The sequence below is a fragment of the Streptomyces sp. ADI95-17 genome (assembly GCF_003846175.1).
Lineage (GTDB): Bacteria > Actinomycetota > Actinomycetes > Streptomycetales > Streptomycetaceae > Streptomyces > Streptomyces sanglieri.
Map to the genome: position 1 here is coordinate 822343 of NZ_ML123049.1, position 15738 is coordinate 838080.

General features: G+C 73.0%; 14 protein-coding genes and 1 pseudogene. 13 read left to right on the forward strand and 2 right to left on the reverse strand.

Features of this window, described 5'->3' with window-relative positions; all coding sequences use genetic code 11:
- Positions 1 to 68 precede the first annotated feature (68 nt).
- From EES42_RS30330 to EES42_RS30375, 10 genes are all read left to right on the forward strand, one after another.
- Positions 69 to 239, forward strand: coding sequence for a hypothetical protein (locus tag EES42_RS30330; RefSeq protein ID WP_266489317.1), 171 nt, complete (start codon positions 69 to 71; stop codon positions 237 to 239).
- A gap of 51 nt (positions 240 to 290) precedes the next feature.
- The gene (locus EES42_RS30335) at positions 291 to 815 is read left to right on the forward strand and encodes a P-loop nucleotide/nucleoside kinase family protein (RefSeq protein ID WP_124721459.1); all 525 of its coding nucleotides are present in this window, start codon (positions 291 to 293) and stop codon (positions 813 to 815) included.
- Positions 816 to 1020: 205 nt separating this feature from the next.
- Entirely contained in the window at positions 1021 to 3033 is a 2013-nt protein-coding gene (locus tag EES42_RS30340) for a HEAT repeat domain-containing protein (RefSeq protein ID WP_124721460.1), read from the forward strand.
- A gap of 151 nt (positions 3034 to 3184) precedes the next feature.
- Positions 3185 to 4768, forward strand: coding sequence for an ABC transporter substrate-binding protein (locus EES42_RS30345; protein ID WP_241196665.1), 1584 nt, complete (start codon positions 3185 to 3187; stop codon positions 4766 to 4768).
- Entirely contained in the window at positions 4765 to 5718 is a 954-nt protein-coding gene (locus EES42_RS30350; RefSeq protein ID WP_124721462.1) for an ABC transporter permease, read from the forward strand. The genes EES42_RS30345 and EES42_RS30350 overlap by 4 nt, the downstream gene beginning before the upstream one ends.
- A 68-nt stretch (positions 5719 to 5786) precedes the next feature.
- Complete coding sequence (locus EES42_RS30355) at positions 5787 to 6608, forward strand: ABC transporter permease (RefSeq protein ID WP_241196682.1); 822 nt, start codon at positions 5787 to 5789, stop codon at positions 6606 to 6608.
- Entirely contained in the window at positions 6605 to 7720 is a 1116-nt protein-coding gene (locus EES42_RS30360) for an ABC transporter ATP-binding protein (RefSeq protein WP_124721464.1), read from the forward strand. Before EES42_RS30355 ends, EES42_RS30360 begins: the two co-directional genes overlap by 4 nt.
- Before the next feature lie 65 nt (positions 7721 to 7785).
- A complete protein-coding gene (locus EES42_RS30365; protein WP_124721589.1) occupies positions 7786 to 8760 on the forward strand; it encodes an ABC transporter ATP-binding protein in 975 nt (324 codons plus the stop codon).
- A 59-nt stretch (positions 8761 to 8819) separates the two neighbouring features.
- Positions 8820 to 10625 (forward strand): gamma-glutamyltransferase family protein, encoded by a 1806-nt coding sequence (locus tag EES42_RS30370; protein ID WP_124721465.1) that lies wholly within the window; start codon positions 8820 to 8822, stop codon positions 10623 to 10625.
- 63 nt (positions 10626 to 10688) lie between these two features.
- A complete protein-coding gene (locus EES42_RS30375; protein ID WP_124721466.1) occupies positions 10689 to 11516 on the forward strand; it encodes an inositol monophosphatase family protein in 828 nt (275 codons plus the stop codon).
- Between the two features lie 16 nt (positions 11517 to 11532).
- Here the strand turns inward: EES42_RS30375 and EES42_RS30380 are convergent, their stop codons facing one another.
- Positions 11533 to 12411 (reverse strand): SDR family NAD(P)-dependent oxidoreductase, encoded by an 879-nt coding sequence (locus EES42_RS30380; protein ID WP_124721467.1) that lies wholly within the window; start codon positions 12409 to 12411, stop codon positions 11533 to 11535.
- 86 nt (positions 12412 to 12497) lie between these two features.
- Between EES42_RS30380 and EES42_RS30385 the strand changes: the two genes are divergently transcribed.
- Positions 12498 to 12929 carry a MarR family winged helix-turn-helix transcriptional regulator gene (locus EES42_RS30385; RefSeq protein ID WP_241196666.1) on the forward strand — a complete coding sequence of 144 codons (432 nt, stop codon included), beginning with the start codon at positions 12498 to 12500 and terminating at the stop codon, positions 12927 to 12929.
- A gap of 47 nt (positions 12930 to 12976) precedes the next feature.
- On the opposite strand, the gene EES42_RS30390 is transcribed toward EES42_RS30385, so the two are convergent.
- A complete protein-coding gene (locus EES42_RS30390) occupies positions 12977 to 13771 on the reverse strand; it encodes a nucleotidyltransferase domain-containing protein (RefSeq protein WP_206433657.1) in 795 nt (264 codons plus the stop codon).
- A gap of 159 nt (positions 13772 to 13930) precedes the next feature.
- Between EES42_RS30390 and EES42_RS30395 the strand changes: the two genes are divergently transcribed.
- Positions 13931 to 15346 carry a phytoene desaturase family protein gene (locus tag EES42_RS30395; protein WP_124721469.1) on the forward strand — a complete coding sequence of 472 codons (1416 nt, stop codon included), beginning with the start codon at positions 13931 to 13933 and terminating at the stop codon, positions 15344 to 15346.
- Positions 15347 to 15372: 26 nt separating this feature from the next.
- Positions 15373 to 15651: pseudogene (locus EES42_RS30400) on the forward strand (macro domain-containing protein); the annotation flags it as partial.
- Between the last annotated feature and the right edge of the window lie 87 nt (positions 15652 to 15738).

The following is a 15738-nucleotide window of genomic DNA, read 5'->3' on the forward strand; positions in this document are numbered from 1 at the left end:
GCCCGACTCGACGGCGAGCAGCGCCTCGCCCGCCTGCTCGGGGGAGGCACGGCCGGGTCCTCCCCGCGATGGGCGACAGCGTCGGGCTGCGCCTCCCCGACTCCGTCATCGCCGTCTACCACGCGGCCGAACTGCTCCCGCTCGCACTCGGCGGCCTGCTCATCGCCACCCTGGGCGCGCTCCTGCCCGCCGGCTGGGCCGCCGGGGCCCGGACCGCCACGGCTCTGCGCACCGAATAGGAGGCCACATTCCTGTGCCGGACGCGAAAGGTGTCACTAACATCGGCTCCCATGATCGTATGGCTCAACGGAACCCATGGCGCGGGCAAGACGACGACCGGTCCACTCGTGCAGCAACTGATCCCGGATTCGCGGGTGTTCGACGCGGAGAAGGTCGGCGAGACGCTCATGGACATCGCGCCGGGGCTGCCCTGGACGGGCAACTTCCAGCACTGGCCGCCGTGGCGGCAACTCGTCGTCGAGACCGCCCGCCGGGTACTCGACTACACCGGCGGCACCCTGGTGATGCCCATGACCGTCCTGGTCGAGGAGTACTGGCGCGAGATCAGCACGGGCTTCGCCCAACACGCCATCCCGGTACGGCACTTCGTCCTCCACGCCGACCAGGACACTCTCCGCGGGCGCATCGCGGGCGACACCGTCCTCGGCCCCGACTCCCCGTTCCGTCTCGAATACCTCGAACCCTACGCCGAGGCGGCCCGCACGTGGCTGCACGCCGAGGCCGAGGTCGTCGACACCACGCACCTCACGCCCGCCCAGGCCGCCCGGCAGATCGCGGAGGCCGTCAAGAACTGAGGTCCACCCGTCGCGCGGGACGGGCGCAGGCGGCATCCGCCCCGAGGAGTCACCGAGGGCGAGCCCGTGCCTCCGCCCCCTGCCGCAAGGAGAGGTCGCCGCTGTTCCGCTCGCCCTCGGCGGTCGGGCGGATGCCCGTCCCGTGGTGACAGGATGTCCGCCGGGGAGCCGGACGGCCGGGGCGGCGATGCGGCGAGGGGGATGTGTGGCACGCACCGTGGGCGAGGCGCTGGACGAACTGCCGTGGGAGCGGCTGGAGCAGGTGCTCGGGCGCGACCCCGCCGCGGAGTTGCGGCGAGCCCTGCGGAGGCTGGCGCGCAAGGGCGCGGCGGCGACCGAGGAGGACTGCGGCCCGCTGTTCGACTGTGTCGCGCCGGACCCCCGAGGCGTGACCGCCGTCGCGACCGCCGCGCTGCCGTTCGTCGTCGTGCTCGCAGGCCATCCGGACATGGGCGCCCGGGCCACGCTCGTCCAACTGCTGACCGGCCTGTCCGGGGCGGCGGCCGAGGCCGGCGAGGCCGCGGTGGACGCGGGATGGCACGAGGCATGGCGGCGCCATCGGCCACGGCTTTCGGGGCTGCTCGTGGATCCCCGGCCCGAGGTCCGAAGAGAGGCGCTGCCTCTCGCGGAGGGCGTCGGGGTACTGCTGGAACGGTGGCGGGCCGAGACGGACCCGGCGGTGCGGCTGCCCGTGCTGCTCGCGCTCGGAACCGCCGCGGCCGGCTCCGGCGCGGCGGAGGCGGCGCAACGGGTGCGGGAGGTCGTGGCCGATGTGCTGGGCACCGGTACGCCCGCCATGCGGGTCGCCGCCGTGCACGCCCGGGCCGCGTTCGATCCGCAGGCGCCGGTCCGTGAGCTGGACCTGCTGGTCGAGGCCCTGTCCGACCCGGCGGCGCGTCCGGGGTTCGAGGCGCTCTGGTACGTGCCGGACATCGACGGGCCACTCGACCGCGAGGACGTCCTGTCCTGGACGGCCCGCCTGTTCGAGGACGCGCCGGAGGCGGCGCTCTCCTTCGTCGTCGGGCTCGTCGACGCGGCGCGCCGGACCGGGGACACCGTGCTGTGCCGGGCCGCGCTGGACGAGGGGTGGCGGCTGCTGGTTTCGATGCGGTCCGCGGCGCCCGCGCTGCTGCCGCGTGCGGGCGCACTGCTGGGCGACCCGGACGACGGCGTACGGTACCGGGCGGCCCACCTGCTCGCGGCGCTGGGCACGCGGGCGGCCCCGTACGCGGACGAGTTGGCCGGGCTCCTCGACGACCCGGGCGGGGACGAGTTCTTCGAGGGCACCGTGGGCGACCACGCCCGCTGGGCGCTGACCCGCATCGGTGACCGGCGCGCCCTGCCGGAGCTGGTCGAGCGGCTGCACGCGCCGTACAAGGACCAGTACTCCCGGGGGTACTGCCTGAGCGACCCGCATCTGCCGGAGGTCGAGGACGTGCTGACCCCACTGCGGGCGCACGCGGAGATCCTGCTGCCCGCGATACGGCGACTGCTCCGCGACAGCGAAAGTGACAGCGGCAGGGGCAGGGGCGCCCCGCTGACCGGCCCCTTCCTGCGCGTACTTCAGGCCTGGGGACCGGCCGCGGCGCCCGCGCTGCCGGAGGTGGTGGCCCTGCTGGACGACACCAGGTACTCGCTCGCCGCGGTCGACGCGCTGGTGGCGATGGGGCCGGCCGCTGCCGCCGCCGAGCACGCGGTCCGCCGGTGCACGGTCCTCGACGCACCCGGCAACCATCAGAAGGTGGCGTGGGCCGCCTGGCGCCTCGGCGGCGACCACGACACGGCGCTGCGGCTGATCGGCGAGGCGGTGCAGGCCGGGGAAGAGCCGTTCCACGGTCCCGTCCACCTTCTCGGCGACTTCGGCCCGGCGGCCGCGCCCTACGCCGACCGGGTCCGCCGGCTCATGGAGCACGGCGACACCTGGCTGCGGCCACGGGCGGCGGTCGCGCTCTGGTCGATCACCGGTGAACCGGAGCCGAGCGCCACCGTCCTGGAGGAGGACCTTCCGCCCGTCGCCCACGGCGGCGACAGCTACGGCAGCTTCCTCCACGCACTGCGGGCCCTCGCCCGGATCGGCACCGTCTCCCGGACGGCGCGGGCGGTCCTGCGTACGGTGCGGAGCTTCGACCGGCCGCTGTCCACATACCGCGACCACCGGGCGATCCTCCAGGACGAAACGATCCGGGCCGCGATCGACGAGGTTCTCGCACTGCCCTGACGAGCGGCCGTTATCCGATCGTCAGCAAAATTCGTCCGCTATCTGGGAACCCCTCTTGCCTTGCGGACTGTATGCGAAATACGGTCTGCGATATTCCTTGATCACCCCTGGCGGGAGGTAGGCCCTCGTGCGCCGAAAAGTGGTTGCCCTGGTGGCAGTTGCATTGGTGTCCCTCACCTCGGGCTGCGCATCGCTGCAGTCCTCGGCGACCGAGGTCGGCGGTGTGCGGAAAACCGACGAACGGTCCGTACGCGACGGCGGGACACTCACCGTCGCCCTCAACTCCGACCCGGACAAACTCGACCCCACCCTCGCCCAGACCCTCGTGGGCCGGACGGTCTTCGCGGGCATGTGCGAGAAGCTCTACGACATCGACGAGGACGGCGTCGTCGTACCGCAACTGGCCGCCGCCCTGCCCACCACCTCGGCCGACGGCCGCACCGTCACCCTGAAGGTGCGCCGTGACGCGAAATTCAGCGACGGCACCCCGCTCGACGCCCGGGCCGTGGCCGCCTCGCTGCTGCGCCACCGCGACCTCCCGGGCTCCGCCCGCGCCACCGAGCTGGCCCCGGTCAGCACCATCGAGGCCACCGGCCCGGACACCGTGACGATGAGGCTCAAGCAGCCCTACGTCCCGCTCACCGGCGTCCTCGCCGACCGGGCCGGGATGGTGATGTCGCCGGCCGCGATCGAGAAGTACGGCAAGAACTTCACCAACCACCCCTCCTGCGTGGGACCGTTCCGCTTCGTCGAACGTGTCGGCGGCGACCGGATCGTGCTGAAGAAGGACCCCAACTACTACGACGCGGACCAGGTCCACCTCGACGGCGTCGTCTACAAGCCCATCCCCGACGGCAACGTCCGGCTCGCCAATCTGCGCTCGGGCGACCTCCAGGTCGGCGACCAGATGGGCCCCGTCGACGTACGGAGCGCGCTGACCGAACCGGGACTCCAGCTCTTCAACTCGCCCTCGCTCGGCTACCAGGGCATCGGCCTCAACGTGGGCAATGTGAACGGGCTCGGCCAGAAGCCGGGGAAACTCGACACCCCGCTCGCCCGCGACGTCCGGGTCCGTGAGGCCTTCGAGCTGGCCATCGACCGCGACACCCTCAACAAGGTCGTCTTCCAGGGCATGTACGAGCCGGCCTGCGGCCCGATCTCCCCGCAGTCCGCCATCGCCCCCGGCGTCGCACCCGAGGACTGCCCGAAGCGCGACGTGGCGAAGGCGAAGAAGCTGCTGAAGGAGGCAGGGGTGAAGACCCCCGTGAAGATCGAGCTCAAGACCTCCACCACCCCCGAACAGGGGCGCGTCGGGCAGGTCCTCCAGGCCATGGTCAAGGAGGCCGGCTTCGATCTCGCGCTGCGGCCCACCGAGTACGCCACCATGCTCTCGGAGACCGACGCGGGCCACTACGACGTCTTCACCAGCGGCTGGTCCGGCCGGCTCGACCCCGACGGCAACGTCTCCAACTTCCTGAGGACCGCGGGCGCCATGAACGCCTACGGCCTCGGCGACCCCGAGATCGACCGGCTGATCGACGAGGGCCGCACCGTCGCCGACCCGGCCCGCCGCACCGGGATCTACGACGAACTCACCCGGCGAGTCCAGGACGCCCACACCATGATCTACCTCTACCGGCAGAAGAACTATGTCGTCGCCACCAAGTCCGTCGCGGGCATCCGCGTCTACGGCGACGGACTGGTCCGGGTCAGGACTGCGGGGTACACCCGATGACGAAGTACCTGCTGACGCGGCTGCGTCAGTCCCTCATCACACTCTTCCTCGTCTCCATAGTGGTCTTCGCCGGAATCCGGGCCCTGCCCGGCGACCCGGCACTCGCCCTGGCCGGCGAGGAACGCAGCCCCGAGGCGCTCGCCGCGATCCGTGAGGCGTACGGCCTGAACGACAACATCGTCGTGCAGTACGGACGGTTCATCGGCCACGCCCTCACCGGCGACCTCGGCACCTCCTCGCGCACCGGACTCCCGGTCGCGGACGCCATCGGCCAGGCGCTGCCCGTCACGCTGGAACTGGCCGCGCTCTCCCTGCTGCTCGCCGTCGTCCTCGGCATCGGCGCCGGGGTCGTCGCCGCCGTGCGGCGCGGCAGGCCCGAGGAGTGGATCGCCAACGTCATCGCGCTGATCGGGCTGTCCATCCCGACCTTCTGGCTCGGCATCGTGCTGGTCCTCGGATTCGCCATCGCCATACCGGTGTTCGCCGCCTCCGGCTACGTACCCTTCGGCACCGACCCGGTCGACAACCTGCGCCGCATGGTGCTGCCCGCGATCGTCCTCGGCTCCGGGCTCGCCGCCGTGGTGATGCGCCAGACCCGGGCCGCGATGCTCGACTCGCTCTCCGCCGACTACGTCCGCACCGCCCGCGCCAAGGGACTGTCCAAGCGGTCCGTGATCGGCGGGCACGCACTGCGCAACTCGCTCGTCACCGTGGTGACCGTGCTCGGTCTCCAGCTCGGCCATCTGATCTCCGGCGCCGTCGTCACCGAGCAGATCTTCGTCCTGCCCGGCTTCGGCAAGCTCACCATCGACGCCGTCTTCACCCGCGACTACGCGACACTCCAGGCCGTGGTGCTCTGCACCTCCGCCGCGTACATCCTCATCAACCTGCTGGTCGACGTGGTCTATTCGGTCATCGACCCGCGCATCAGGCTCGGAGGTGCCCGGTGACCACAGCGACCCAGACGCTCCCCACCGCACCGGGGACCACCGCGAAGAAGCCGGCCGGCGGCGGCAGGCTGCGGGCCCTGCGCAGGAACCGGCTCGCCCTCACCGGCGGCATCATCGCCGCGGTCTTCGTCCTCGCCGCCCTGTTCGCCCCGCTGATCGCCCCGTACGACCCGGCGCAGCCCGACTTCGGCAACGTACTGGCCGAACCGAGCTGGGCACACTGGCTCGGCACCGACGACCTCGGCCGGGACCAGCTCTCCCGCATCGTGTACGGAGCACGGGCCTCCATGCAGGTCGGCCTGGTCGCCGTCGTGCTGGCCTTCGTCATCGGCGTACCGCTCGGGCTGCTCGCCGGCTACTACGGCAGGCTCACCGACAGCGCCGTCTCCCGGCTCACCGACACCATGCTGGCCTTCCCCTTCCTGGTGCTGGCCGTCGGCCTGGCCGCGATCCTCGGCCCCTCGCTCACCAACGCCACCATCGCCATCGGCATCTCGCAGATCCCCGCCGTCATCCGGATCACCCGGGCCGAGACGCTGCGGCTCAAGCACGTCGACTACGTCGGGGCGGCCATCGTCAACGGCGGCGGCGACGGCACCGTGCTCTTCCGGCACATCCTGCCCAACGCCACCTCCGCGCTGATCGTCCAGGCGACCGTCGGCATCCCCGCCGCGATCATCGGCGAGGCCCTGCTCAGCTTCCTCGGCCTCGGCGTCCAGCCGCCCGCCCCGTCCCTCGGTGTGATGCTCTCCGGCGCCCAGTCCTTCCTGGCGCCCGCGCCCTGGCTCGCCGTCTTCCCCGGCCTGGCGATCGTCGCGGCGACGCTGGCCTTCAACCTGCTCGGCGACGGACTGCGTGACGTCCTCGACCCCCGCGGAGGCACCCGATGACCGAAGCCGTACACGAAACAGCGCCCGGCGCCGTGCGTGAACCCGTGCTCAGTGTCCGTGACCTGTCGGTCTCCTTCCGCTCCGACACCCGGACCGTGCACGCCGTCGACGGGGTCTCCTACGACCTGTTCCCCGGCGAAGTCCTCGCCGTGGTGGGGGAGTCGGGGTGCGGCAAGTCCGTCACCTCGATGGCCGTCATGGGTCTGCTGCCGCCCACCGCGCGGATCGGCGGCTCCATCCGGCTCGGCGGCCGGGAACTGGCCGGCGCGTCCGAGAAGGAGCTCCAGAAGGTCCGCGGCAAGGACATCGCGATGATCTTCCAGGAGCCGATGACCTCGCTCAACCCGGTCCTCACCATCGGCCGGCAGATCGGCGAAGTGCTCCGCAGACACCAGGGGCTGAGCCGGAAGGAGGCCCGGGCGCGTGCCGTGGAACTCCTCGACCTGGTCGGCATCCCCGCCCCGCAGCGGCGCGTCGAGGAGTACCCGCACCAGCTCTCCGGCGGCATGCGGCAGCGCGTGATGATCGCCATCGCGGTCGCCTGCGACCCCTCCGTACTCATCGCGGACGAACCGACCACCGCACTCGACGTCACCGTGCAGGCGGGCATCCTGGAGGTCCTCCAGTCGTTGCGCGAACGGCTCGGCACCGCGATCGTCCTGGTCACCCACGACCTCGGTGTGGTGGCCGACGCGGCGGACCGGGTGCTGGTGATGTACGCGGGCCGGACCGTCGAACAGGCCCCGGTCCACGACCTGTTCGGCTCCGCCCGCCACCCTTACACCCGCGGGCTCCTCGGCGCGGTGCTCCGGCCGGGCGGCGAGGGCAAGCGGCGGCTGCCGGAGATCCCCGGACTGGTGCCGAGCCTCGACAGCCAGCCGGACGCCTGCACCTTCGCACCCCGTTGCGGCCGCGCCGACGAAACCTGCACCGGCGGACGCCCCGGCTTCAGGTCCATCGACCCGAAGGCGGGCGCGGACGCCCGCCACCGGGCGGCGTGCTGGCACCCGTACGGAGCGGACGAGCGGTCCGGCACCGAGGGCCCGGCCACCACCGGAGCGACCGACGCGGTGACCACCGCCGCGCGACCCGACCAGGAGGCCGGAAAGTGACCACCCCGCAGACCGTCCCCGCACCGCGCGACAGCGACCAGGACCCCTCGCGCCGGCAACCCCCCGTGCTGCGCATCGACTCCCTGGAGCGGCACTTCGCCGCCTCCGGCGGCGGCACCGTCCGCGCCGTCGACGGAGTCTCCCTCACCATCGGACGCGGAGAGGTCGTCGGCCTCGTCGGCGAGTCCGGCAGCGGCAAGTCGACCGTCGGTCGCTGCGTCGTACGCCTCGACGAACCCACCGGCGGAACCGTCCACATCAACGGCACCGACGTCACCCACCTATCCCGCCGCGCCCTGCGCCCGCTGCGCAAGGACTTCCACCTGGTCTTCCAGGACCCGTCCTCCTCGCTGGACCCGCGCATGACGATCGGCCAGATCATCGCCGAGCCGATCAAGCTGCACCGGCGGGCCCGCGGCGCGGACGTGAGGGCCCGGGTCGAGCAGCTCCTCGGCCAGGTCGGGCTGCGCCCCGAGCACGCCGACCGCCACCCGCACGAACTCTCCGGCGGGCAGCGCCAGCGCATCTCCATCGCCCGCGCCCTCTCCTGCGACCCCGACCTCGTCGTCGCCGACGAACCGACCTCCGCGCTCGACGTCTCCGTGCAGGCGTCCGTGCTCAACCTGCTCGCCGACCTCCAGCGCGACCGAGGCTTCGGCTGCCTGTTCATCACCCACGACCTGGCCGCCGTCGAATACCTCGCCGACCGGATCGCCGTGATGTACCTCGGGCAGATCGTCGAACAGGCCCCGACCGCCGAGCTGTTCGCCGCCCCGAAGCACCCCTACACCCAGGCACTCCTGTCCGCCGCCCCGGTCCCCGACCCGGTCGAGCAGCGCTCCCGCGAACGCATCGTGCTGCACGGCGAACTCCCCAGCCCGCTGGACCCCCCGCCGGGCTGCCGCTTCCACACCCGCTGCCCGCTCGCCACCGAGCGGTGCCGCACCGAGGTCCCGGAACTGCGCGAACTCCCCGGCGCCCGGCAGGTCTCCTGCCACCTCGTCGGCGACGACGGCGCCGCCCCGGACGCCGCCGCCTGACCCCCCGTACATACGATCCGTTCCACCCCTTCCGCACGTCGCAGCAAGGAGCCGCATCCGTGTTCACCACCCGGCCCACCCTCCAGGGCACCTTCGGTATGGTGTCCTCCACCCACTGGCTCGCCTCGCAGTCCGCGATGGCGGTCCTGGAGGACGGCGGCAACGCCTATGACGCGGCCGTCGCCGCCGGATTCGTCCTGCACGTCGTCGAACCGCACCTCAACGGCCCGGCCGGCGAGGTGCCGATGATCCTGGCGCCGAAGGACGGCGAGGTGCGGGTGCTGTGCGGCCAGGGCCCGGCCCCCGCGGGCGCGACCGTCGCCCACTACCGCTCCCTCGGCCTCGACCTGGTCCCCGGCACCGGACCGCTCGCCGCGGCCGTGCCCGGCGCCTTCGACGCCTGGATGCTGCTGCTGCGCGACCACGGCACGAAGACCGTCGCCGAGGTCCTGCGGTACGCCATCGGCTACGCCGAGGACGGCCACGCACCCGTCGAACGGGTCGGCCAGACCGTGGAGACCGTCCGCGAGCTCTTCGAGACCGAGTGGCAGTCCTCCGCCGAGGTGTACCTGCCCGGCGGCAAGGCGCCCAGGCCGGGTGAGCTGTTCCGCAACCCCGCACTCGCCGCCACCTGGCGCCGGCTGATCACCGAGGCGCAGGAGACCGGCGGCGCGGACCGGACCGCGCAGATCGAGGCCGCCCGCAGGATCTGGAGCGAGGGCTTCATCGCCGAGGCCCTGGTCCGCCAGGCCGCCCGCCCCACCATGGACACCAGCGGCACCCGCCACACCGGCACCCTCACCGCCGCCGACCTGGCCGGCTGGTCCGCGTCCTACGAGGCGCCCGCCACGTACGACTGGAACGGCTGGACACTCGCCAAGGCGGCGGGCTGGAGCCAGGGCCCCGCCTTCCTCCAGCAGCTCGCCCTGCTCCCCGCCGAACTGCCCCGGTACGGCAGCGCCGACTACGTCCATCTGCTCATCGAGGGCTGCAAGCTCGCCATGGCCGACCGCGAGGCCTGGTACGGCGACGCCACCGACGTACCCCTGGACACCCTGCTCTCGGAGCCGTACAACGCCGAGCGCCGCGCCCTCGTCACCGCCGAGGCCTCGCACGAGCTGCGCCCCGGCAGCCCGGACGGCCGCACCCCGGTGCTCAGCGGTCACGCCCACGCGGTCGCCGCCGGCGAGAGCGGCTTCGACGCCATGGGCATTCCGACGGCGGGCGTCGGCGAGCCGACCGTCGCCAAGGACGGCACGACCCGGGGCGACACCTGCCATGTCGATGTGGTCGACCGCTGGGGCAACATGGTCTCCGCGACGCCCAGCGGCGGCTGGCTCCAGTCCAACCCGGTCGTGCCCGAGCTCGGCTTCCCGCTCGGTACCCGGCTCCAGATGGCCTGGCTGGACGAGGGCCTGCCGAACTCCCTCACTCCCGGCCGCCGCCCCCGCACCACCCTCACCCCGTCCCTCGCGCTGCGCGACGGCGTCCCGGTCATGGCGTTCGGCACCCCCGGCGGCGACCAGCAGGACCAGTGGCAGGTGCACTTCTTCCTGGCGGTGGCGCTGCGCGCCGAGGTCCGCGGCGGCCTCGACCTCCAGGGCGCCATCGACGCGCCGAACTGGCACAACGACAGCTTCCCGGGCTCCTTCTTCCCGCGCGGGATGCGCCCCGGCAGCGTCACCGTCGAGGAGGGCATGGACCCGGAGGTCGTCGAGGAGCTGCGCCGCCGCGGCCACGACGTCACCGTCGGCGACCCCTGGTCCGAGGGCCGGATGTGCGCCGTGGCCCGCGACCCGGAGACCGGGGTGCTGTCCGCGGCCGCCAACCCGCGCGGCATGCAGGGGTACGCCGTAGGACGCTGAGCGGCCACTTCCCCGACATGACCAGGTCGTCGGGGTTCCGGCGGGACGTGATTGGCTGGGGGCATGATCGATGAATTCCTGGCCGGAGACCTGACCGAGGTCGAGGCGGCGGTACGCGCAGCGGCCGCCGCCGAGATCATGCCCCGCTTCCGGCAGCTCGCCGCGGACGAGATAGTCGAGAAGAGCGGCCCGCACGATCTCGTCACCGTCGCCGACCGCCTCGCCGAGGAGCACCTCACCGCCGCGCTGACCAGGCTGTTGCCCGGCTCGGTGGTCGTCGGCGAGGAGGCGGTCCACGCCGACCCGGCGGTGTACGACGCGCTGGGCGGCGACGCCCCCGTGTGGATCGTCGACCCGGTCGACGGCACCCGCCAGTTCGTCCGCGGCGAACCGGGCTTCTGCACCCTGGTCGCCCTCGCCCACCGCGGCGAACTCCTGGCCTCGTGGACGTACGCCGCGGCCCTGGACGAGATGGCGATCGCGGTCCGCGGCCGCGGCGCCACCCTCGACGGCGAGCCGATACGGGCCGGCTCGCCCGTCCCCGGCGCGGTGCTGCACGTGGCGATGTCGCACCCCGACTACACGACCGACGCCCAGAAGCGCGACCTGCTCGGCCTGCGCACCGAGGGGTTCGAGGCCCGGCCCTGCGGTTCGGCGGGGCTCGAATACCTCTACGTGGCCCTCGGCGAGCAGGACGCGGTGGCCTTCGACTGGGAGTACGCCTGGGATCACGCGGCGGGCCTGCTGCTGGTCGCCGAGGCGGGCGGTGCCCAGGCGACCCTCTCCGGGGCGCCGTTCCGTATCACCGGCGGCAACACCCTGCCGTTCACGGCGGCCCGCGACGAGGCGACCGTCGAACGCGTCCTCCAGGCGCTCCGCGGCGGGGCCTGACCGGCGCGCCCCCCGGTCAGGCGAGGAGTTCGCGGGTCAGCGCCGCGAGCCGGGCACGGGCCTGCGGGTCGTACGCCTGCTCATGCGCGGGCGTGTCCGTGAACCGGTCGAAGTATCTGCCGGTGACATCGGCGAGGGCCGGATCGGTGATCAGCCGGACGGTGGGACGTACGCCCTCCTCGACCGGAACGGCCGGCGTGAGCCCGTAATCCCGCACGCCCCGGGTGTCCATCAGATGCGCCGGGTGCAGGGCGTTGACCGTGACCCCGCTGTCCGCGATCCGGTCCGCCAGGTCGAAGGCCGACATGATCAGCGCGAGCTTGCTGCGGCAGTACGCCTCCAGCCCCTCGTAGTCGCGCTCCATCATGACGTCGTCGAAATCGACGGGCGCCTGGCCGATCGAGGCCACATCGACCACCCGGGCGGGCGCGGACGCGGTGAGCAGCGGCAACAGCTCACGGGTCAGCAGGAAGGGGGCCAAGTAATTGACCGCGAACCGGAGTTCATGGCCCTGGCGGCTCACCTCGCGCCGGAGCGGAGCGGCGCCGCCGCCCGCCACGGCATTGTTGACCAGTACGTCCAGCCGGGGCTCCCGCTCGCGGACCTCGGCCGCCATGGCCCGGACCTGGTCCAGGTCGGCCAGGTCCGCGAGGTAGGTGCGCACAGCGGCTCCGGACCCGGTCGCACGCACCTCGGCGGCGGCATCGTCCAGCCGTGCCGGGTCCCGGCCGTGCAGCAGCAGCGTCGCGCCCCGGCGCGCCAGGTCGAGTGCGAGGTGGCGGCCCATTCCCTGGGTGGCACCGGTGATCAGCACGGTCCTGTCGAAGGCGGAATCCGGCCGGGCCTGCGCGGCAGCGGGCTCTGTGGTGCGGTTCTCCGCCGGGTGAGTGTCCATGGAATGAGTTATATCAAGACCTTGATATAAAGACCTTGATGAAACATCCAGGATTGATCGATGAGCGTGCCTGTACGCTCGCCGTCATGGGAATGACCGCCGACGAACGCCTGGGCGCGGACATCAAGCGCGCGGAACAGGCCCTCATGGCGGCCAAGAGCGCCGCTCTCAAGGACACGGGGCTCACCGTCGCCCAGTACGCGGCACTGTTCGCCCTCGCCGACAACCCCGGGATCTCGGGGGCCGCACTGGCACGGACATGCCTGGTCACACCGCAGGCGATGGCGGCGGTGCTGAAACACCTCGAAGAGCGCGGACTGGTCGTCCGCTCGGCGCACCAGTGGCATCAGAAGATGCTGGAGACCCGGCTCACCGACACGGGCCGCGAAACACTCCGGGCCGCCGACGAGCAGGCGGTAAGGATCGAGCGCCGGCTCGCCGACGAGTTCACCCCGGAGGAGCGGGACACCCTGCGGGCCCTGCTCGCGCGCTGCGGCACGGCCATCCGGCGGGACTGAGCGGCCGGGGCGCGGGCTTTCCGCCCGGCAGCGGCCCCGCCCCCGTCTCAGCCCTCCCCGCCGCCGCCCGGCCCGAGGGCCGACCGGACATCCCGTACCAGCTCCGCGGCCCGCTCCACCGCCGCCGGATCCAGGCCCCGCAGCGCCTCACCGATCCGTTCGGTGTACCGCGCCGGGGTGTCCGGCAGTGCGGCAGCCGCCGCGGACGCGCCCTTCTCGTTCAGGCACCAGGTGCGGTGGTGGGCGTGGAGGGACTGGGCGAGGATGCCGAACGCCCGGGACAGGCACAGCGCGACATGGAGCGTGTCCCCGCCGGGGGCCGACTTGCGGGCGGCCTCCACCGAGAACTCCGCCTCCCAGGCGGCATCGACGAGCGCGGTGCGCAGCGCCTCCGGATAGTCCCGAACCTGCTCCTGAAGCACCGTCAATTCCCTGCGCGGGTCCACGATCACGCGCCCCAGCGCGACTTCGCCGGGGTATGCGGGCGACCAGAACCCGAGCGGGTGCCCGGGCTGCACACCCACCTCGAAGCGACCCTCGCGGCAGCCCTCCCAGACCGCCTCCACCCGGTCCAGATCGCGCAGGATCCAGTCCACCGGCACGCCGTCCACCCGCAGCCAGGCCCCGCCATCGACCCACGGCCCCCACCCGCCGGGACCGGCCACCTCGACGGGCGAACCCTGCACCTCGCTGGCCAGCGCGGCCAGCGCTGCCACGTCGGGGCTGCCCCGGTAGTACAGGCCCAGATCCCAGTCGGAGTCCGGACGGTGGGTGCCGCGGGCCCGGCTGCCGCCCAGCGCGACGGCCCGGATGCCGGGCACCGCGGTGAGCCGGGCGGCCATGTCGGCGATACGGGCGGGCACGGCTGCTTCGTCGGCCGTCGCGGGCGCGGCCTGGGAGTTCGGTGTGTTCATCGCGAGGCGACGATACCCGTGCCCGCGCTGTCGGTGCATCGGAATATCCTGGGTGCCCTGGCCGTCGGCTGACGAAGGAGTCCGAAGGTGCCGTCGATGCTCGATGCAGTCGTCGTGGGGGCGGGCCCCAACGGACTGACCGCCGCGGCCGAACTGGCCCGCCGCGGCTTCGCCGTGGAAGTCTTCGAAACGCAGGACACCGTCGGAGGCGGTGCCCGTACCGAGGAGCTCACCCTCCCCGGATTCCGCCACGACCCCTGTTCCGCCGTCCACCCGCTGGGCATCGGCTCACCCGCGTTCGACGCGATGCCGCTCGCCCGGCACGGCCTGGAGTGGCTCCAGCCCGAGCTGGCGCTCGCCCACCCGTTCCCGGACGGTACGGCCGCCGTGCTCACCGGTTCGGTGGGGGAGAGCGCCATGTCGCTGGGGCCCCGGGACGCGGGGGCGTACCGCAGGCTGGTCGCGCCCTACCTCGGCCACTGGGACACCCTCGCCCAGGACTTCCTGCGCACCCCGTGGGACGGGCTGCCCCGTGACCCCTACCGCTGGGTGCGATTCGGTCTCGACGCGCTCCAGCCCGCTTCGCTGCTCTCCCGCCGCTTCGGCGGTGCCAAGGCGCGCGGCCTGTTCGCCGGGCTCGCCGCCCATGCCATAGCGCCCACCAGCGGCCTGGCGACCGGCGGGATCGCCCTGCTCTTCGCGCTCGCGGCCCACGAGAAGGGCTGGCCCGTGCCGCGCGGCGGATCGCAGGCCATCTCGGACGCCCTCGCCTCGTACATGCGCGAACAGGGCGGCACGATCCGCACCGGCACGGAGGTCAAGCGCCTGGACGAGCTGCCGCCCGCCCGCGCCTACATCTTCGACACCTCGCCGACCGCCCTCGCCCGGATCGCCGGACTGGGCCACGCCTACCGCGGCTACCGGTACGGCGCGTCCTGTTTCAAGATCGATTACGCCCTCTCGGGCCCCGTCCCCTGGACCGCCGAGGAGGCCCGCCGGGCCGGTACCGTCCACATCGGTCCCACGGCCGGCGAGATCGACGCCGCGCTGACGGCCGCCGTGACCGGCCGCGATCCGAGCGTGCCGTTCCTGATCACCGCACAGCCCAGCCTGGTCGACCCGTCCCGCGCACCCGAGGGCCGGCACGTCTTCTGGGTGTACGGACATGTCCCGTCGGGCTGGGAGGGCGACGCCACCGACGTCATCGAACGGCAACTGGAGCGCTTCGCCCCCGGCTTCCGCGACCTGGTGCTCGCCCGCGCGGTGGCGGGACCGCCCGAGCTCGCGAAGCGCAATGCCAACTACGTGGGCGGCGACATCGCCTGCGGCGCGTTCGCGGGCCTCCAGACGGTGCTGCGCCCCAAGCTCGCCCGCGTCCCGTACGCGACGGCGCACCCCGCGGTGTTCCTCTGCTCCTCCGCCACCCCGCCCGGCCCCGGGGTGCACGGAATGTCGGGCCATCACGCGGCCAAGGCGGTCTGGCGGCGCCTGCGGGCGGCCTGACGGCCGCCCGGGGCATGATGGTCCGCATGCCTACACCCGAGGGCGTGACCGTCACCCCGGTCCGCGGCGACATCACCCGGCAGTCCGCCGATGTCATCGTCAACGCGGCGAACTCCTCCCTGCTCGGCGGAGGCGGGGTCGACGGCGCGATCCACCGCCGGGGCGGTCCGGAGATCCTCGCCGCGTGCCGGGAGTTGCGCGCGTCGCGGTACGGGAAGGGCCTGCGCACCGGCCGGGCCGTCGCGACCACCGCGGGAGCGCTCGACGCGCAGTGGGTCGTCCACACCGCGGGCCCGGTCTGGAGCGTTGATCCATCCTGAGTCCCCAGGCCCTGGGCCCATGACTGGCCAGCACGGCGGTCATGGGCCCAGTGGTCGTTCGAGGTAGGACGA